This is a genomic window from Hyphomicrobium facile, assembly GCF_900116175.1.
GTDB lineage: Bacteria > Pseudomonadota > Alphaproteobacteria > Rhizobiales > Hyphomicrobiaceae > Hyphomicrobium_B > Hyphomicrobium_B facile.
In genome coordinates this window covers 1,197,535-1,215,143 of the sequence record NZ_FPCH01000001.1, presented here as the reverse complement: position 1 = coordinate 1,215,143, position 17,609 = coordinate 1,197,535, and the positions used below count along the sequence as shown (strand labels likewise).

The following is a 17,609-nucleotide window of genomic DNA, read 5'->3' as shown; positions in this document are numbered from 1 at the left end:
AACCGAGCCTCGGGCGGAAAGCTTAGTGTCCGATGGGAATAATGATGGCGGCAGAGCCGCAAGCCGAGTTCGGCACGCAAGAAAAAAACCGGAACGTTTCGTTGCTTCTCTGGGGCGCCGCGATCGTCGGCGTCATCGCTGGCATCGTCTTCAGCGTGTTCCCGGAAATCGACATAAAGACGGCGGCGCTTTTTTATGAAGGCAACGGCGTATTCTCCGGAAAAGGCGGCGGCGGCATCTTTTACGGTAAGTCGTCGACCGCAGCCGACCTCATCCGTTTTGTGCTCTTTCTGGCTTTCGTCGGCGTCGGCATCGTCACCGCCTGTGGCCTCGCAACGACCGTCCTTCGCGGCCGCGCGTTTCTCGGTTTCACGGCGCCGAAATGGCTCTTTCTGGCTGCGTGCCTCGCCATCGGACCGGGCGTCGTCAGTAACGCAATCCTGAAGGACAACTGGGGGCGCGCGCGGCCCGTTCACCTCGCCGATTTCGGCGGCAGCAAAACGTATTCACCGCCACTTCTCCCATCCAACCAGTGCGAGAAGAATTGTTCGTTCGTCGCGGGCGAGGCATCGATGGCCTACGCGACGTTCTTCGCCGCTGCATTTCTCTTTGCTGGCATGGGCACCAGGCTCATCTGCGCCGGTGTCCTCGCGGGGCTGTTCTCAGGCGCGGTGCGAATGTCGCAAGGCGCGCATTTTCTATCCGACGTCATCTTTGCGGGCGTGGTCATGGCCACAACCGTGGCCGCCATCTACCTGCTGTTCGATCTCATTTCGCGGACAGGCGGCGGAACCGATCCAGCGACCGGCCCGCCAAATCCGCTGGCTCGATGGTGCTCATGGTAACGTCCGAACTTGAAGCCGGATCGCAAAACAGCGATACCGAGACCTCACCCTCCGGATCGCGGAGCGTGATCGCCAATTCCCGGCCGCGCCTCTCCGTCATCGTGCCGACCTACTGCGAAGCCGGCAACATCGGCGCCATGATCGCGGCCCTCGATGCCTCCCTCGCCGGCATCCGGTGGGAAGTCATCTTCGTCGACGACGACAGCCCCGACGGAACGATGAAAGTCATCCGGTCTCTCGGCGAAAGCGACAACCGCGTGCGCGCCATGCGCAGAGTTGGCCGCCGTGGCTTGGCAGGTGCGGTGATCGAAGGGATGCTCGCATCCGGCGCCGACATCGTGGCAGTCGTCGATGCAGATCTCCAGCACGATGAAAAATTGCTCCCGCGCATGTTGAGCGAGATTGAAAGCGGGCAAACCGACCTCGTCATCGGCACGCGCTACAGCCAGTCCGGCGAAGCGCGCGAAGGCTTCTCGACCGCCCGCCGCCTATCGAGCGAGCTTGCAACGCGCCTCTCGAACCTCCTCCTCCGGACGAACGTCAGCGATCCGATGAGCGGCTTCTTCATGATCAGACGAGAACTCGTCGATACGATCGCTCCGAACCTTTCCCCTGGCGGATTCAAACTGCTGCTCGACATTCTGGCTTCCGCGCCCGCCGGCGTGCGCGTCCGCGAGATTCCTTATGTGTTCCGCCCGCGCCGGGTCGGAAAGTCCAAACTCGACGGCCTCGTGATTGCCGATTTCGTGGGCCTGCTTCTTTCCAAGCTCGCGGGCAATTGGGTGCCCCCGCGTTTTTTCCTGTTCGCGCTCGTGGGAACGCTGGGCCTCGTCGTCCACCTCTTCGCGCTCAGAAGCGCGATCGTCGTCACCGACGCGTCTTTCAATACGGCCCAGATCTTCGCGTCGTTCGTCGCCATGACATTCAACTTCTTCTTGAACAACGCGCTGACCTTCCGCGACCGCCGCCTCAGCGGTTTCCAAGCGCTCAAAGGCCTGCTGATCTTCTATGCCGTGTGCAGCGTCGGCGCGCTTGCGAACATCGGCGTTGCCGATCTCGTCTATAGCCACGACACGACGTGGTGGCGTGCCGGCATCGCAGGCGCACTGATGGCGGCCGTCTTCAATTACGCGGTCAGCTCTGCATTCACCTGGCGCCGATGACGGCTAGTATCATCACCCCCGAAGCCGCGAACCGGCCCGCGAGCCCCGAACGCGCGTTTTCGAAACCGCCGCTCGACAACCGGACGGCCAACAGTATCCTTCTGGCAGCCGTCCTCGCGCTCACCGCCATTCGTCTCGCGCTCGCGAGCGCCACCGGGCTCGTCGATGACGAAGCTTATTACCGGATCTGGACGCTCGGCTTCTCGCTCTCCTACCTCGATCACCCGCCGATGGTCGCCTGGGTCATCGGCGCCGGGCGCGCGATCGCCGGAGATACGTATCTCGGCGTTCGCCTCTTCGCGCCGATCATCGTCGCCGCCGGAGCCGCTATCCTTTGGCGTACGGCGTATCTCCTCTACGGGCCGGAAATCGCTAGGGCGTCGGTTTGGATCATGCTGGCGATGCCGCTGCTCGCGGTCGGCGGCATCGTCGTCACGCCGGATCTGCCATCCGTGCTTACCGCAGGGCTCGTCGTCTGGGCGCTCGCAGAACTCGACCGGAGCCAGAATGCCAAATGGTGGCTGGCCATCGGCCTGTTCGCAGGCCTCGGCTTTCTGTCGAAATATACGAACCTGTTTCTCGGCGGCACGATCCTGGTCTGGTTGATCGCGTGCCCCGACAACCGCAAATGGTTCCGCGCACCCGAGCTTTGGATCGGCGGCATTATCGCGGCCGCCGTCGCGAGCCCCGTATTCATCTGGAACGCACAACACGGCTGGGCATCCTTCACGAAGCAATTCGGGCGCGTCGGACATAGCGGCTCAGGCGGACTGAACTACCTCCTCGAATTCATCGGCGCATTCCTCGCGCTTGCGAGCCCGGTGATCGCGGTTCTCGCCATATGGGGCCTCGTGCGGGTCACGCGCGCGGCAATCGCAAGCCGTGGCCGGAGCCGCCCTGACGTGCTGCTGGTCGCGGCCGTGGTCCCGATGCTGATCTACTTCACCGCTCACGCCCTGCACGACCGCGTGCAGGGCAATTGGCCCGCACCACTCTATCCGTCTCTCGCGATCTGCGCGGCGCTGGCGCTCGACGCCGTGTCGCCGAAGTGGCGGCGCACGACATTCCTGTCCGCGCTCGGCATCGGCTTCGTGATGACGGCCGGCATTTACGCCCACGCGATTCATCCGTTGGTGGCGGTCGCAAAGGACCCGACCGAACAGATGCGCGGCTGGCCCGCGTTCGCCGACGCCATCGAAGCCAAGCGCCGCGAGACGGGCGCCGGCTGGATCGCGACGTCGAGCTACGCGACGACCGGCCAGATTGCGATGGGGCTCAAGGGAAGAAGCGAAGTCGCGCAGCTCGATCAGCGCATTCGCTATGAATTTTTAGCCCCGCTCCCGGCGTCGGCGCTCGCCAAACCTGCCCTCTACGTCGAACTTGAGAGACGCCTCGATTTCCCTCTCATGCGCGAGAAATTCCGCAAGATCGAGCCGCTCGGAACGCTGACGCGCAACAACGGCAGCCCCAACGGCGCGACCTACGTCGTCTACCTGCTCTCCGACCCGCCCGCGCCGCCGCTCCAATAGCGTTATTGCTTCGCGTCGGCCTCGCAAGTCTTTAACTGCTCGCGCGCCCTCGCCAGACCCGAAAGGTCCAGTTTATATTGGCGATCTGCCACATCGATGGTCACGAGTTGATCGGGCAAATCGGAAATCATGCGACGCGTGTTTCCGCTCTCCTGCTCGGTAGTCGCAAAGGCAGGCCCGTCAGCTGTCGAGGCTAGCGCGCCGAACACCTGGGACCCGGCGGAAAATTTCATAGGGCCTGCCGTGGACGGCGGAGACGCCTCATCGACAAGCGTTATGAGCATCGTCGGTCCGCTCTGGACGATTGAGAGCCCGAACGTATGCGCATCACGGAAGGCCTTGCCGGTAGTGCATACATGAGCGCCATCGGAATGCTCCCGAAGCTCCGTCAGCCACCCATCGTCCGTGCGCCATGACTGCAGCACTTTGCTGACCTCGGCCAGAACCGGAGTGAACGACGCGCACGCGAAACCGGCCACCAAAGCAAAACGTGAAAGAACGCTCATGCGAAAACCCCAAAGGCAGGAACAGCGAAGCTAGGCTATTGCTCCCGGCCTTCTGGAGAGTTGAGATATTGTCCGCAATTTTAATCAGTAGACGGCCAGCCTGTCCGAGCACTGAAACAAGCGCGCCGGAATAAGAAAAAGACGCCGGGCACATCGTGCAGCGGCGTCTCTTTCCAAGCCTCACAGCGGTTAAGCTGCTTCCTTGTTGAGACGGCTTTCCGCAAGCTTCGTCAGCTTGTCGTCTGCGCCGTATTCTTCCTTCAGGGTTTTCTCGAGGATCGTTGCGATCTCCTTGTGACCCAAGAGCTTCGCCCACGAGACGAGCGTGCCGTAGCGGGTGATCTCGTAATGCTCAGCCGCCTGTCCGGCGGCGATCATCGCGGCATCGCGCGTATCGGGATCCTTGATCTCCGACATCAGCTCTTCGCCTTCTTCGAGAATGCCCTTGATAGCCGGGCACTCGGTTGCCTTAGGCTTGCGACCCAGAGCTTTGAACACTTCATCGAGCCGGGCGATTTGCTCTTTAGTCTCTTCCATGTGCGTCGTAAAAAGCTTGGCGAGCTGCGGCGAATCCGACGCCTTCGCCATTTTCGGCAGCGCCTTAACGAGCTTGTTTTCCGCGTAGTAAACGTCTTCAAGCGTATGATTGAACAGGTCTTCTAGATTTTCGATTTTCATGGGGGCGTTTCTCCTCAGACTTCGACTGCTGAAGTCGCGTAATTCGCCAACGCCGTGCCTCGCTCGCGGTTCCCAATGATGAAGCATCCGCAGACTGCGGATCGATGCGGGATGCGATAGCGATCTCACGCAGGAGCCGCCCTCCCCGGTCGCTCTGCCGCTCTTCCCTCCGCGCGAGCCGTCCGTTAATCAGATTCCCGCATGAAAACATCGGAAGTCGACATCCTCATTGTGCCCGGCTGGCAGGACTCCGGTCCCGATCACTGGCAGAGCCGGTGGGAACGAAATCTCCGGACGGCGCGCCGCGTCATCCAACAGGACTGGGATAATCCCGACGTCGAGACCTGGGGCGACCGCATGGCGAAATTCGCGAGCGGCGCAACGCAGCCCGTCGTGGTCGTCGCTCATTCCGTCGGTGTAGCGGCCGTAGCCCTTGCAGCCGACAAGCTGAAGCGCAACCGCGTCATCGGCGCGTTCCTTGTGGCGCCCGCCGATCTCGACCATGCCGATTTCTGGCCCGACACCGGCGGCAAACGTTGGCCGCCCGAGAAAGGCACGCGCGGTTTTGAAACGATGCCGGAACGGCGCCTGCCGTTTCCCTCACACGTCGTCGTCGCCAACAACGATCTCTATTGCAGCTACGCGCGCGCCGAACATTTCGCGGGAAAATGGGGCGCCACGTTGAGCGACGCGGGCGAAAGCGGCCACATCAATATCGAGTCGGGCCACGGGCCCTGGCCGGAAGGGCTGCTGCAGTTCGGTCAGTTCTTGAAAAAGCTCGGATGATCAACGCCCCCGCGCTGGCCTAGCACCGCATAACGAAACGGGGCCCGCATGAGCCCCGTCCGTGAAAAATTTCTGGCGCTTCCGGCATTTGCGGCCGGCTCCCCGCAGGGTAGTCGCAAACGCCAACTAAAGAGCGTCGCCAACGCCCAACTAAAACTTCAGCTCTTCGCTGATTCGATATCGCTCACGGCCTTCGCCAGGGCTTCAGCCATGAAGGCGCGGATCTCCGTATCCGAAACTGCGATGCCCTTTGCAGCGAGATCGCCTTTCACTTTCCGGAAGACATCGTCATCGCCCGCCTCGGCGAGATCGGCCTTGCGAACTTCCTTCACGTACGCTTCGAGCGCGTCTCCTGCGAGACCGAGCTTGGCGCCGGCCCACTCAGCAATCGCTTTATTGCGACGAGATTCGGCGCGGAAGCGCAGGTCTTCGTCGTGGGCGAATTTGCTCTCAAATCCCCGCTCGCGGTTGTCGAAAGTCGTCATGGATCATCTCCTCGTCCGGGCTGCCAGCCGGTATGGACTTTTGGTTGTATCGACAGCGATTGCACGCTGTGCGCGTATTGCAGACGCTCGCCAAACGCATATCTCAGCCCAGGGTTACCGCGCGCCCTGAGCTAAATCAACGGCTTGGCTGCCGGTCACCATAAGAGGTGCTGCGGCTCATGGTCTACATTGTGTCGCCCCCCTCCTTCGGCTAGTGTCCGCCCAAGACATCCGAGCGCGAAAGGTGCGCCGCTTCTTTCCCGACATGAAGAAAACACGTTGGAAAATCAAGGCGTCAGCGTCCGTGTACGAACTCGTGAAAAGATCCGTGTATCGCAATGAGTGAGAGCAAGCTGTTGATCCTCAGAGGTCCAGGAATGAACAAGCGTCGGCGAATTTACGAGGGCAAAGCAAAGGTCCTCTATGAGGGTCCCGAACCGGGCACCCTCATTCAACACTTCAAGGACGACGCAACCGCCTTCAACGCAAAGAAACATGCGTTGATCGAGGGCAAGGGCGTTCTGAACAATCGTATCTCCGAGTATATTTTTACCAAACTCGGCGAGATCGGCGTGCCGACTCATTTCATCAAGCGTCTCAACATGCGCGAGCAGTTGATCCGCGAGGTAGAGATCGTGCCGCTCGAAGTCGTCGTGCGCAACGTTGCTGCAGGCTCGTTGTCGACGCGCCTCGGCCTTGAAGAAGGCTCGCAGCTCCCGCGCTCGATCATCGAGTTCTATTACAAGAAGGACGACCTGAACGACCCGATGGTCTCGGAAGAGCACATCACTGCGTTCGGTTGGGCAACGCCGCAAGAGATCGACGAGATCATGCAGCTCGCGCTGCGGATCAACGATTTCTTGGTCGGTCTTTTCCTCGGCATCGGCATCCGCCTCGTCGACTTCAAGGTCGAGTTCGGCCGTCTCTACGACAACGAGCAGATCCGCCTCGTCCTCGCCGACGAAATCAGCCCCGATTGCTGCCGCCTTTGGGACATCCAGTCGGGCGACAAGCTCGACAAGGACCGCTTCCGGCGCGATCTCGGCGGCGTTCTCGAAGCCTATCAGGAAGTGGCTCGCCGCCTCGGCGTCCTGACCGAGACACCGCGTCCGCGCGGTGCGGGTCCGGTGCTCGTCGCTTCGAACACACCAATCAACGGTCCGGTCACGCCCGTAAACGGCAAGCCGAACTAACGAACTGACACTCTGTTCTCTCTCCCTGCCTCGCGCGGGGAGAGAGAATGAAGGACGCCATGAAAGCCCACATCAAAATCACATTGAAGAACGGCGTGCTCGATCCCCAGGGCAAAGCCATCGAAGGCGCAGTCAAGGGATTAGGCATCACGGGCGTCGGCGACGTCCGTCAGGGCAAGTACATCGAGGTCGACCTCGCAGAGAGCGACCCGGCGAAGGCGAAAGCCATCGTCGAGCAGATGTGCAAGGACCTGCTGGCCAACACCGTCATCGAGAACTACAGCTACGAAATCGGTTGAGCCATGGCGCCAAGGTTGCGGATGACGCTTGCCTTGGTTGCGCTCTGGCCTTGGCCTGCGCTCTCTGAGCCCGTGTCCGCCGCGCCCGATCTCGATTGCAGCATGGGGTTCGAGGCGCTTCGCAACTGGGCTGCCTGGGTTCCCGGAGCCGAACAGGTAAGCGGCGGCAACCCGAATGTCGTCGCAGTCGCGCAGCCGGACGTCTGGCGCGTTGAAATCACCTTCACCAAGCAGGGCGACGCGGCGCACCCCGCCGTCACCTTGCGCAAGTTCGTGAAACAGGTGACGGGCGTTTGGACGGCGCAGAGCAAGGTCTGCGGCTATGGCGATCAGGCTCAATTCCAGGCCCTGGTGGCCGGGGCGAAGGCCGAGGACAGCAGATTGACGAACCTGTCCCGTGCCGAAGTCGAAGAACAAAAGAAAAAGCTTTCGCCGCTCGGTTCCCCGTAAGGGCCACATCAATTCCGACGTCATCCCCGCGCAGGCGGGTATCCGTCCAAGTCGAGGTTCATCGCAAATATCTGGCCTTAGCTTCGCTCGTCCGAAGATGACGAGATGCGTGGTGCTTCCTCGCTTCCCCTCCCCCTTGCGGGGAGGGTGGCGCGCAGCGTCGGGTGGGGGTCATAACGGTCTCGATAATGTCACCCCCACCCCTAACCCCTCCCCGCAAGGGGGAGGGGAATACCCGAGGACTGGGACAGCGCGGCAGATGGACTTAGGCATCGAGTCCCACTATCTCCTGTGACCTATCGGCAGATCAGGCATAGTCCATCAATCAATCGGGAAATCTGAAGTGCTCCGCGCCTCCGTCATCGTTTTTCCGGGATCGAACTGTGATCGCGACGTCCAGACCGCGATCGAGCGGGTGACCGGCTTCGCCCCGAAGATGGTCTGGCACGGCGACGCAAGCGTTCCCTCTTCCGACGTGATCGTGCTGCCCGGCGGCTTCTCCTACGGCGACTATCTTCGCTGCGGTGCGATGGCTGCCCACTCGCCGATCATGAAGGACGTCGTCGCCAAGGCGAACGCCGGCACGCCCGTCATCGGCATTTGCAACGGCTTCCAGATCCTCTGCGAGTCTGGCCTGCTTCCCGGAGCACTGCTCCGCAATGCATCGCTGCACTTCATCTGCCGCGACGTGTTCCTGAAGGTCGAGAATGATCAGACGTTCTTCACGAAGTGCTATCGCGAAGGCGAAGTGATCAAGATCCCGATCGCGCACGGTGAAGGCAACTACTTTGCCGACAGCGAGACGCTCGACCGTCTCGAAGGCGAAGGCCGCGTCGCTTTCCGCTATGCCAACGAGGCAGGTGAAACGACGCCCGAGAGCTGCCCGAACGGCGCCCAGCGCAACATCGCGGGCATCGTCAACGAAACGGGACGCGTGCTTGGCATGATGCCCCATCCCGAACGCCTCTACGAAAAAGCCCTCGGCGGCACGGATGGACGGCGCGTCTTCGAAAGCATGCTGCTCTCCACGCTCGAAGCCGCGGCCTGATCGAGCCCAGTTCGCGGGCACCATGCTCGGCCAGGGCGCGTAACACCCACCGTCATGCCGACTTCACTCCCCAACATGTCATCCTCGGCTTCATGCCGAGGATCCATCGTGCCGCAAATTCCGCACCCGCTGATGAATGGATCCTCGGGACAAGCCCGAGGATGACAATGTCAGACGCGCGCCGTCTCGCTCCATTGTGATCATTTCGTGGCATTTGCGTTTGCCCCCTTGGCCGCCGCTGCCACCCTTCCCATCTGTTTAATGATTGCGGGGCCGGGCCCCTCTGGCAGCGCCATAACGGTGCTGCGATGTCGGACCGCATCGGGTGTGCCCGGTGCTGAGTCGAATTGCCCCGGACATACCTCCAGTTCGATCCGGAGGAAAATTCATGTCCCGACGTTTTATGACCCTTCTCGAACGAGTCAGCCGCGTTCGTGAAATGATCGACCGCGAGCAGCGTTCGAACGCTGCGAGCCCCGTGCGTCTCATCCGCATGAAGCAGCTCTATCTCAACCTTTCGGAAAAGCTTCGCCGCATGACGAAGCAGCAGCTCATCAGGATGGCGTCGGCGCCGCGCTTCCGGTCCGAACCGATCTTCGCCCCGGCGTATTCGGGTCGCTGGTAACGCCTAGCGAGCAAGCAACAAAAAAGGGGCCCTAGGGCCCCTTTTCCATGCAGTCGAACGATCCGCTTAGCGGATGTTCCCGCGCCGCTGATTTTTGCGAGGAGCTGCATACGCAGAACTCATCGAGCTAAATACAGCGAACACGAAGGCCTTCATAACATCACCTGTTTTGAGCTAACCGGCTGGGCTCAATCCCAAACCGGGTCCCGGGATAAGGCCCCCGGGTCGCCTCTTCTACGGTGTAGATATGTGATCCGCGTGACGGGCGCCAGGGGGCAAATGGCAGGTCTCTTATGCGCGCCGCACAACCCCCGGAAAATCACGAAATCGTTAGCTCTTACCAAGCTTTAGCAAACCAAAAAAAGAGGGCGGGAGTTGTAGCCCCCGCCCCAACTCGAACAGTTTGCAAGCGTGGACTTGAAACCGACGAGGAACTCTTCTGACTTATTTCGCAACTGCGCTATACGCGAACTCCCGAACGGGTTGTATGGTCATCGTTGACGCGCCGGTCGAACAAGCGAACGCGAGTGACCCTTTCAGCGCATCGACCTGCGCCGAAGTTCCTTCCCGAACCGTCAAATTGACTCGCACCGGCTCCGACGCCGGCTTGTCGGATTCGGAATAAGGATCCGCCAACATGAGTGTCAGATGGCAGGAACCGGCGTCATTCTTGTAATAGCCAACCGCACGCTTCTGCCCGACCGCCAAGGTGATGCCCTTAAGCGGCTCAACGCGATAACCGGATGCCTCGTCAGCAGACGATACGTTGGCACCAGGAAGCAAAGCCAAGCCCGAGAGAAGCACAATACCCGTGAGTTTTGCGGAACGTGTCATGACAGGATCTCCACTGTCCAAGAGCGTCGAGTTCAAATCCGCGCACAATTGTCTGGACGTGACGTCGTCGCTGGAGATCCAAATAAGGTACTGACTCCCCGCAAAAAATCCCCAGACTGCGCAATTCCGAACTGCGAGTTTTGCAGCGCGGAACCGTCACAGCCCGTACGGGTAGGACGGAAGTGCCACATCCAATGCGCGCAGAAGTGTCTTCAAATTCGAAACTGAGAGTGGCGATGTGCCTTACGCCCACCAGATAAATCGCGTCCCCTCGGCCTTCGCGCATGACAATTCGCGAAAGGACTTCCCGAAAGGAACGGCCATGAAAAACATCGCGGCCCTGATCTGCCTCGCGCTCGTTTCCATTACGCCCGCAGTCGCCGGAGACGCGGAAATGAAGGGCATGGATCACATGAACATGGACACGGCAAAGACCGCCGAGGGGGCCGGCTCGTCGAAGGCCTTTGAAGCCGCAAATCAGAAGATGCACAAAGCCATGTCGATACCCTACACGGGCGATGCCGACGTCGATTTCGTCAACGGCATGATCGCCCATCACCAGGGCGCGATAGACATGGCCAAAGTTGAATTGCGGTACGGCAAAGACCCGGAGATGCGGAAGCTCGCCGAGGACATCATCGCAGCGCAAGAGCAAGAGATCGCCGGCATGAACGCTTGGCTCGCCAAGCATAAAAACTAAGAGCTGCGCGTCGCCGGCCGAGTGCGTAGCGGCAGCAGCAGTGCATCCAATCCGCGCAAAATTCGGATCAAATGCGAGGGTTCAGATTTCAAGATCTCCAACACCAGTAGGATAGCGCTTGAGCTTCCGGCGGCCCTTTTGCTCGAAAGGAAGGCTCATGAAAAAATTCACAGCTATGAAAAACTTCACAGCTCTGACTTGCCTGGGCCTCGCTCCCGTTCCCCGCGCCATGACTGCGGAAAGGATGACTGCGGAAAGGGTGAAAAAAGACAAGACCCTCAAAATGGATACGGCAGCTGGCATTACAGCAGCCCCGGCCGCGAGCGCGCTGGCAACCGCGATCTACAAAATGGACGAGGCCATTCACGCGCTGACCTACACGGGCAATCCCGACGTCGACTTCGTCGCCAATCTGATTCCCCACCACCAAGGCGCCTTGGACATGGCCAGGGCCGAACTCGAGTACGGCACGGATCCCAAAATCCGAAAGCTGGCTGAGGGCATCATCAAGTCCCAGGACAAGCAGATCGCCGAGATACAGGGCTGGCTCGCCAGGCGCAGCAAGGCCGCAGCGCCGGTCAATTGACGCCGATAGGCCCCTTTTCCTTGGATTTTTGGCAGGAAAGGCCAAATGAAACGGCCGGCCGCCGATAAGGCTGGGCGGCCGCCTCCCCTCCCGCCATGAGGGCGCCGGCGTTATCGCGACGTTTGGCCGTTGGGCCCACGGGAGCACGAACGCGACAAACCGTTCTCGAGCCCATATAAGCGGACGCAATTCGAGCGCTCGACGGAACCCCGATGACCGATACGACTACGCGAAAGATCACCCCTCAGATCGTTGCCGAGCACGGCCTCAAGCCCGACGAATACGAGCGATTGCTCGAAATCCTCGGCCGCGAGCCGCTGATCTGCGAGCTTGGCATCTTTTCGGTGATGTGGAGCGAGCACTGCTCGTACAAATCCTCGCGCGTCTGGCTGAAAACCCTGCCGACGAGCGGCCCGAAAGTGATCCAGGGCCCCGGCGAGAACGCTGGCGTCGTCGATCTCGGAGATGGCGATGCCGTCGTCTTCAAGATGGAGAGCCACAACCACCCGTCCTACATCGAACCGTTCCAGGGCGCCGCGACCGGCGTCGGCGGCATCATGCGCGACGTCTTCACGATGGGCGCACGGCCCGTCGCCAACATGAACGCGCTCCGCTTCGGCGCGCCGGACCATCCGAAAACCCGCCACCTCGTCGGCGGCGTCGTCGCCGGCATCGCCCACTACGGCAACTGCACCGGCGTCCCGACCATCGGCGGCGAGACGAACTTCGACGAAGGCTACAACAACAACATCCTCGTCAACGCCATGTGCGTCGGCCTCGCGAAGACCGACAAGATTTTCTACTCCGCCGCGAAGGGCGTGGGCCTGCCCGTCGTCTACGTCGGCTCGAAAACCGGCCGCGACGGCATCCACGGCGCCACGATGGCGTCCGCCGAGTTCGACGAGAAGAGCGATGAGAAACGCCCGACCGTTCAAGTCGGCGACCCCTTCACCGAAAAGCTGCTGATCGAAGCCTGCCTAGAACTGATGGCGACGGATAGCATCATCGCCATTCAGGACATGGGCGCGGCCGGCCTCACTTCGTCGACCTCGGAAATGGCCGACAAGGGCGGCGTCGGCATCGAACTCGATCTCGATCTCGTGCCCCAGCGCGAAACCGGCATGACCGCTTACGAGATGATGCTCTCGGAAAGCCAAGAGCGCATGCTGATGATCCTGAAGCCCGAGCGCCAGGAACAGGCGAAAGCCATCTTCACCAAATGGGGCCTCGACTTCGCTGTCATCGGCCAGACAACCGACACCCAGCGCATGGTCATCAAGCACAAGGGCAAGATCGAAGCCGATCTTCCCGTGCCCGTGCTCGCGAACTCCGCGCCGATGTACAAGCGTCCTTACATCGAGCCGAAGAAGCCATCGAAAATTCTCCCCGAATGGGTGCCCGCACCAAATTCGATCCTCGGCACGCTGAAGGATTTGATGGGCGGTCCCGCTCTCGCATCCCGCCGCTGGATCTGGGAACAGTACGATCACATGGTGATGGGCGACACTGTCGGCCGTCCGGGTGGCGACGCGGGCGTCGTCCGTGTGCACGGAACGAAGAAGGGCATCGCCGTCGCTTGTGACGTGACGCCCCGCTACGTCACCGCCGATCCCGAGGAAGGCACCAAGCAGGCCGTCGTCGAAACCTGGCGAAACCTCACGGCCGTCGGCGCCGATCCACTCGCGATCACCGACAACATGAACTTCGCCAATCCCGAACGGCCCGAGATCATGGGCCAGTTCGTGGCGAGCGTCCGCGGCATGGCCGAAGCCTGCACCGCGCTCGACTATCCGGTCGTCTCCGGGAACGTCTCGCTCTACAACGAAACGAACGGCGTCGGCATTCCCCCGACCCCCGCGATCGGCGGCGTCGGCCTCGTTCCGGATTGGACGAAGATTGCCGACATTCGCCTGAAGAGCGAAGGCAACATGCTGATCGTGATCGGCCGCGAGGAAGGACACCTCGGCCAGTCGCTCTACCAGCGCCACGCAACCGGCAAATTCGATGGCGCCCCGCCGCCCGTCGATCTCCAGGACGAGATCAAGGCCGGACGTCTGATCCGCACGCTGATCCGCGAAGGCCGCGTGCTCGCAGTGCACGATTGCGCCGACGGTGGCCTTCTCGTCGCCGTCGCCGAGATGGCGCTCGCAGGCGGCAGCAGTGGGCTCGGCGTCGAACTCTATCCCTATGAAGGCAAGCTTCCCGCACACGCCATCTGGTTCGGCGAAGACCAGGGCCGCTACGTCGTCGAAGTGACGCCGCAGAAGGCCGAGGAAGTCTTGGAGCGCGCACGACTTCTCGAATTGCCCGCACGCATCGTCGGCCGCGTCAGTGGCGACGCCATCGGCCTCAAGGGCGAGAAACCCTTGCCGCTATCGGAACTCCGCGCAGCCCACGAAGGCTTCCTGCCGAACCTGATGCAGAGCGAGTTGGGCGCATAGACGTCGTCCAGAACAGCTGGCCGCTAGCAGGCGGCCAGCTGTTCTTTGCGAGCATAAAGATCCGATGGTAAGCGTTGCAGGCGATCCCAACGAAAAAGGCGCTTTGAATGGCGAGCGAAAGCGATCCCCAACCCGCACAGGAATTGAGTGAGATCAAAGGCGCGCTCGACGTCCTTTTCACCTTGCGCGAAGAATTCGCGACCTGGGTCGAGGAAGCGCAGAACGAGGATCGCAAGGAAGAACTCGACAACGTCTACCAGCACGTGCTGGCGATGGAGGCGGAATATCATCGCCGGCTCGAGGCAATCCTGAATAAAGCCAAGCCATCGGTTTAGCGCTGAGCTTTCAGCAGCGGATGTCTCTAGAGCGGCGTCTGAAGGCTTCATGCCGAAGCTGATGCGGCGACGAACTCGGGGCGTAACGGACATCGGGTTTTGGAGAACGCATGTCGATCGTCGATGCCAACTATCGTTTCATCGCGGCAGCTCAAGAGGCGAACGCACGCATCGCCCAGCGCCAGCAAGCGATCGCGATTTATGTGACGATCGTTCTGTCGTTGATCGCCGCGATGGTTGCGCTCTCGCGTCCGGGCACCGATCACTCCGACAGTTCGATGCCTTGGCTTCTGCTGGGGTTCCCTCTCGCATCGCTCTGCCTCGTCTTTCTCAACTTCAAGTCCGAGGCGGCTCTCGCGAACATTCGCCGGTTTCTGTCTGAGCTTGAACAGCTTGGTCAGGCCCACGAACGTCTTCCGAGTTTCAACACCGATGCGCGGTGGGTTGAGACAGCCAACCGGGCGCGTCGCTATCACGATTTCGCATCGGCTGCTTTGACGGCGGGCGCGCATGCGATAGGCATTGCCGTGGCCGTCAAGACCAACCCAGGCAACCCGCTGGTCATAACACTCGGAACTGTGACGGCCATAGCGGGTACGCTTCTGACCGCGGCGCTTCTCTTGGTGCCGCGATGGCGCTACCAGCCGCCCACCGAAATGACGCGAATAACAAGCAGCTGAAGGAACTCAAATGCGCCACGCTCGCTTTCCGGCCATAATGGCCATCGCCGCAGCATTCGCTCTGAGCGGTGCAATCCTTCCCAACCAATACGCATCCGCTGAACCACAAGGATCGACAATGACCACCACTCCCTCCGGCCTGCAGTTCGAAGACACCGTCGTCGGCACCGGCGCCTCGCCCGAGACGGGCCAGATCTGCGTGATGCACTACACCGGCTGGCTCTATCAGGATGGAAAAAAGGGCAACAAGTTCGATTCCTCGGTCGATCGCGGCAGCCCCTTCGAATTCCCCATCGGCACCGGTCGCGTCATCAAGGGCTGGGACGAAGGCGTCGCGTCGATGAAGGTCGGCGGCAAGCGCACGCTCATCATTCCGGCTGCGTTGGGATACGGAGCACGCGGCGCCGGCGGAGTCATCCCGCCCAACGCCACGCTGATCTTCGACGTCGAGCTACTCGATCTCAAATAAGGCCTTCTGCGAGAGTGGGCGAAAGATCGTCAACTCTCGCTTTCATCCCGCCTGCGTCCGGCGGGAACTTCATCTGCGCTGCGCAAATAATTCGAACGCAAGGCGATCAAGCGGGCACGAGCTGCCCGTAACCTTGGTAGCTTGCGAGCTTCGCGATCACCGCACTCAGGTCCTTGCATCGCGGCCGATGATAGCGATCGATATTGCCTAAGTATTTCACGCGCGTGACCGTGTTGGGATGGTCCGTGCCGCGAGTCCGGATTTCCTCTGGGCTCATCTTCGTGCGGATCTGCAGTTTCCGCGCGATGCCGTCCTCGTTGAGAACGGAATATCCGTAGTAGAAAATCGCCAAGTCATTGAGCGTCGGACTCTGAGACCAGTGCCGCCCGCCGCACTCGGGATATCGCGGCCCGAAATTGTGAAGACTGCGGCTCGCTCTCATCCCGAGATTTAGCTTTCTGAAAGAGTTGGGATCATCCTCGTAATAGCCGAAGGTCGCCTGCTCGTGCAGCGGACGGCCGTACACTGGCGGCGGACCATTCATCGGGTCGACGAAGACGTAGTTGCCGATAAAATGCCGCGTCGGCGCGATGACTTCGTCCAGCTGCTGAAAATTGCCGTAGAGAAATTCGGTCACATTGAGCGCCATGCGCCACGACCGGCACGTCCGCTCGTAATCCTCGACTTCGCGATCGACGCAGGCGCTGTCGAAATAAGTGTTCCGCGTGGTGTGAATTTCCCAACTGGGACAGAACTTCTTGATCAGCTCGCGGCTTCCGTCCGTCGAATTGTAGTCGATCATGATGCCGTGGTCGAAGACGCGCCGGTGGTGATCGAGCCACCAGGGCAACATGTATTCCTCATTGAAGAAATGGCAGACGACCGTCCGCATTTTTCCCCCTGCAATGATGTATTTTCGCGAGCGCCTCGCTCCGTTCACTTCAAAGAAGATTTGACGTCAGATGTTAGGTTGATTCGCGCACGCCCTGAAGTAGGACGCGTACGGGTTCAGCGTTCGGTTGCCCGTCGGAACCGAGGCGAAATCTACGCCGCTCGCCGCCGCGCTTTTCCGCGGTACCGGTAGATCAATCCCGGTGGGACGATGAATTCGCCGGTTTTCAATGCGTCCTGATCGAACTGTCCATCGCTCCGGCGCGGCGCAACGCCGGAATAGACGAAGAGACGGCCGAATTCGTCACGAACGAATTCCGAGAAATCGCGTCCATCGAGCCGGCCTATGACCGGGCCCTGAAACTCCGTGTTGGGAAGGATGCAATATTCGAGAAGCTGCGCGCGACGCTGGCTGGCGAGCATGCGAGATGTCCTTTTTCGGAAGCTATTTCTTGCCGCCAAGCTCCGCTGGCGGCGCGCCCTTGAAAGGCTCGGATTTCGAATGGCGGGAAAGTTCGTCGAAGCAGGCAAGGCGTGCGGCTTCTGGCTGGACCGAAGAGCAATCGCTCACGTCCTTGGGCCCAACCCGCGAGTTGCTGTTCATGACCAACAGGATACCGAGCGCTGCGAAGGCCCCGATGAGAAGCGCGAAAATGAGCGCCGTCTGCCGGTCGCGACGCTCTTTCTCCTTCATCTGTCGCTCCACTTCGCTGGTGAAGCGGTTTGGAAAATCGGCGTGTTTACGAAAATCGAAGGGCATTACCATTTAACGCTCCTGCAGCCGCATCGGATGCAAGTTCAACGTAGGCAATCGCGCATAAAGATTCGACGGGAGCGCGAGAGCGAAAATATAAGCATCTCATAAGCGCGACTTGAGCATCGCCCGAAACCGGGACACGCGCTCGCCGAACGTCCGGAAACACGGGGCAATGCGATGTGCACATCACATCGAACGGCACCGCGAATTTTCGATGCCTGAGGGCGATCAACAGTACGATTTATCACGAACTCTAAGCGAAGCTTCGCTTGGACTTGATCCGAGCATCAACGCCCGCTTGCACAAAAA

The 17,609-nt window shown here is 60.7% G+C and carries 22 protein-coding genes; 15 read left to right on the top strand and 7 right to left on the bottom strand.

Annotated features, from left to right (window positions below):
• Positions 1 to 32: 32 nt before the first annotated feature.
• From BM399_RS05925 to BM399_RS05915, 3 genes are read left to right on the top strand one after another with little or no spacing between them, the layout of a single operon-like run.
• Entirely contained in the window at positions 33 to 845 is an 813-nt protein-coding gene (locus BM399_RS05925) for a phosphatase PAP2 family protein (RefSeq protein WP_092865451.1), read from the top strand.
• Positions 839 to 2,008 carry a glycosyltransferase family 2 protein gene (locus tag BM399_RS05920; protein ID WP_092866435.1) on the top strand — a complete coding sequence of 390 codons (1,170 nt, stop codon included), beginning with the start codon at positions 839 to 841 and terminating at the stop codon, positions 2,006 to 2,008. Before BM399_RS05925 ends, BM399_RS05920 begins: the two co-directional genes overlap by 7 nt.
• Positions 2,005 to 3,537, top strand: a complete 1,533-nt coding sequence (locus BM399_RS05915) for a glycosyltransferase family 39 protein (RefSeq protein WP_092865448.1) — start codon at positions 2,005 to 2,007, stop codon at positions 3,535 to 3,537. The genes BM399_RS05920 and BM399_RS05915 overlap by 4 nt, the downstream gene beginning before the upstream one ends.
• 2 nt (positions 3,538 to 3,539) lie before the next feature.
• On the opposite strand, the gene BM399_RS05910 is transcribed toward BM399_RS05915, so the two are convergent.
• Positions 3,540 to 4,043: a hypothetical protein gene (locus BM399_RS05910; protein ID WP_092865445.1), complete on the bottom strand. Its 504-nt coding sequence runs from the start codon at positions 4,041 to 4,043 to the stop codon at positions 3,540 to 3,542.
• A 189-nt stretch (positions 4,044 to 4,232) separates the two neighbouring features.
• Positions 4,233 to 4,721: a YciE/YciF ferroxidase family protein gene (locus BM399_RS05905; protein ID WP_092865442.1), complete on the bottom strand. Its 489-nt coding sequence runs from the start codon at positions 4,719 to 4,721 to the stop codon at positions 4,233 to 4,235.
• A 201-nt stretch (positions 4,722 to 4,922) separates the two neighbouring features.
• Here BM399_RS05905 and BM399_RS05900 point away from each other — a divergent pair, with 201 nt between their 5' ends.
• Positions 4,923 to 5,507, top strand: coding sequence for an RBBP9/YdeN family alpha/beta hydrolase (locus BM399_RS05900; protein WP_092865439.1), 585 nt, complete (start codon positions 4,923 to 4,925; stop codon positions 5,505 to 5,507).
• Between the two features lie 158 nt (positions 5,508 to 5,665).
• On the opposite strand, the gene BM399_RS05895 is transcribed toward BM399_RS05900, so the two are convergent.
• Positions 5,666 to 5,992: a DUF1476 domain-containing protein gene (locus BM399_RS05895; RefSeq protein ID WP_092865436.1), complete on the bottom strand. Its 327-nt coding sequence runs from the start codon at positions 5,990 to 5,992 to the stop codon at positions 5,666 to 5,668.
• Positions 5,993 to 6,369: 377 nt separating this feature from the next.
• On the opposite strand from BM399_RS05895, the gene purC reads away from it, so the two are divergent.
• From purC to BM399_RS05870, 5 genes are all read left to right on the top strand, one after another.
• Positions 6,370 to 7,185, top strand: a complete 816-nt coding sequence (purC, locus tag BM399_RS05890) for a phosphoribosylaminoimidazolesuccinocarboxamide synthase (protein ID WP_092866432.1) — start codon at positions 6,370 to 6,372, stop codon at positions 7,183 to 7,185.
• A gap of 59 nt (positions 7,186 to 7,244) precedes the next feature.
• On the top strand, positions 7,245 to 7,484 hold the full coding sequence (purS, locus tag BM399_RS05885) for a phosphoribosylformylglycinamidine synthase subunit PurS (protein ID WP_092866429.1): 240 nt from the start codon (positions 7,245 to 7,247) through the stop codon (positions 7,482 to 7,484).
• A gap of 3 nt (positions 7,485 to 7,487) precedes the next feature.
• Positions 7,488 to 7,934, top strand: coding sequence for a hypothetical protein (locus BM399_RS05880; protein ID WP_092865433.1), 447 nt, complete (start codon positions 7,488 to 7,490; stop codon positions 7,932 to 7,934).
• Positions 7,935 to 8,277: 343 nt separating this feature from the next.
• Positions 8,278 to 8,982 (top strand): phosphoribosylformylglycinamidine synthase subunit PurQ, encoded by a 705-nt coding sequence (purQ, locus tag BM399_RS05875; protein ID WP_092865430.1) that lies wholly within the window; start codon positions 8,278 to 8,280, stop codon positions 8,980 to 8,982.
• A gap of 388 nt (positions 8,983 to 9,370) precedes the next feature.
• A complete protein-coding gene (locus BM399_RS05870) occupies positions 9,371 to 9,607 on the top strand; it encodes a hypothetical protein (protein ID WP_092865427.1) in 237 nt (78 codons plus the stop codon).
• A gap of 444 nt (positions 9,608 to 10,051) precedes the next feature.
• On the opposite strand, the gene BM399_RS05865 is transcribed toward BM399_RS05870, so the two are convergent.
• Positions 10,052 to 10,441: a hypothetical protein gene (locus BM399_RS05865; protein WP_092865424.1), complete on the bottom strand. Its 390-nt coding sequence runs from the start codon at positions 10,439 to 10,441 to the stop codon at positions 10,052 to 10,054.
• Positions 10,442 to 10,763: 322 nt separating this feature from the next.
• Between BM399_RS05865 and copM (BM399_RS05860) the strand changes: the two genes are divergently transcribed.
• The 6 genes from copM (BM399_RS05860) to BM399_RS05835 all read left to right on the top strand — a co-directional run bounded on the left by copM (BM399_RS05860) (position 10,764) and on the right by BM399_RS05835 (position 15,652).
• Positions 10,764 to 11,141: a CopM family metallochaperone gene (copM, locus tag BM399_RS05860; RefSeq protein WP_092866426.1), complete on the top strand. Its 378-nt coding sequence runs from the start codon at positions 10,764 to 10,766 to the stop codon at positions 11,139 to 11,141.
• 157 nt (positions 11,142 to 11,298) lie between these two features.
• Positions 11,299 to 11,727 carry a CopM family metallochaperone gene (gene copM / locus BM399_RS05855; RefSeq protein WP_244531092.1) on the top strand — a complete coding sequence of 143 codons (429 nt, stop codon included), beginning with the start codon at positions 11,299 to 11,301 and terminating at the stop codon, positions 11,725 to 11,727.
• Between the two features lie 212 nt (positions 11,728 to 11,939).
• Positions 11,940 to 14,168: a phosphoribosylformylglycinamidine synthase subunit PurL gene (purL, locus tag BM399_RS05850; protein WP_092865421.1), complete on the top strand. Its 2,229-nt coding sequence runs from the start codon at positions 11,940 to 11,942 to the stop codon at positions 14,166 to 14,168.
• A 107-nt stretch (positions 14,169 to 14,275) separates the two neighbouring features.
• On the top strand, positions 14,276 to 14,503 hold the full coding sequence (locus tag BM399_RS05845) for a hypothetical protein (protein ID WP_092865418.1): 228 nt from the start codon (positions 14,276 to 14,278) through the stop codon (positions 14,501 to 14,503).
• 110 nt (positions 14,504 to 14,613) lie between these two features.
• The gene (locus BM399_RS05840) at positions 14,614 to 15,183 is read left to right on the top strand and encodes a hypothetical protein (RefSeq protein ID WP_092865415.1); all 570 of its coding nucleotides are present in this window, start codon (positions 14,614 to 14,616) and stop codon (positions 15,181 to 15,183) included.
• Between the two features lie 10 nt (positions 15,184 to 15,193).
• A complete protein-coding gene (locus BM399_RS05835) occupies positions 15,194 to 15,652 on the top strand; it encodes an FKBP-type peptidyl-prolyl cis-trans isomerase (protein WP_092865412.1) in 459 nt (152 codons plus the stop codon).
• A 106-nt stretch (positions 15,653 to 15,758) separates the two neighbouring features.
• On the opposite strand, the gene BM399_RS05830 is transcribed toward BM399_RS05835, so the two are convergent.
• The 3 genes from BM399_RS05830 to BM399_RS05820 form a co-directional block, all read right to left on the bottom strand.
• Positions 15,759 to 16,544, bottom strand: coding sequence for a glycosyltransferase family 2 protein (locus BM399_RS05830; RefSeq protein WP_092865409.1), 786 nt, complete (start codon positions 16,542 to 16,544; stop codon positions 15,759 to 15,761).
• A 152-nt stretch (positions 16,545 to 16,696) separates the two neighbouring features.
• Entirely contained in the window at positions 16,697 to 16,966 is a 270-nt protein-coding gene (locus tag BM399_RS05825) for a hypothetical protein (protein ID WP_092865407.1), read from the bottom strand.
• 22 nt (positions 16,967 to 16,988) lie between these two features.
• Positions 16,989 to 17,303, bottom strand: coding sequence for a hypothetical protein (locus BM399_RS05820; RefSeq protein WP_092865404.1), 315 nt, complete (start codon positions 17,301 to 17,303; stop codon positions 16,989 to 16,991).
• Positions 17,304 to 17,609: the final 306 nt, after the last annotated feature.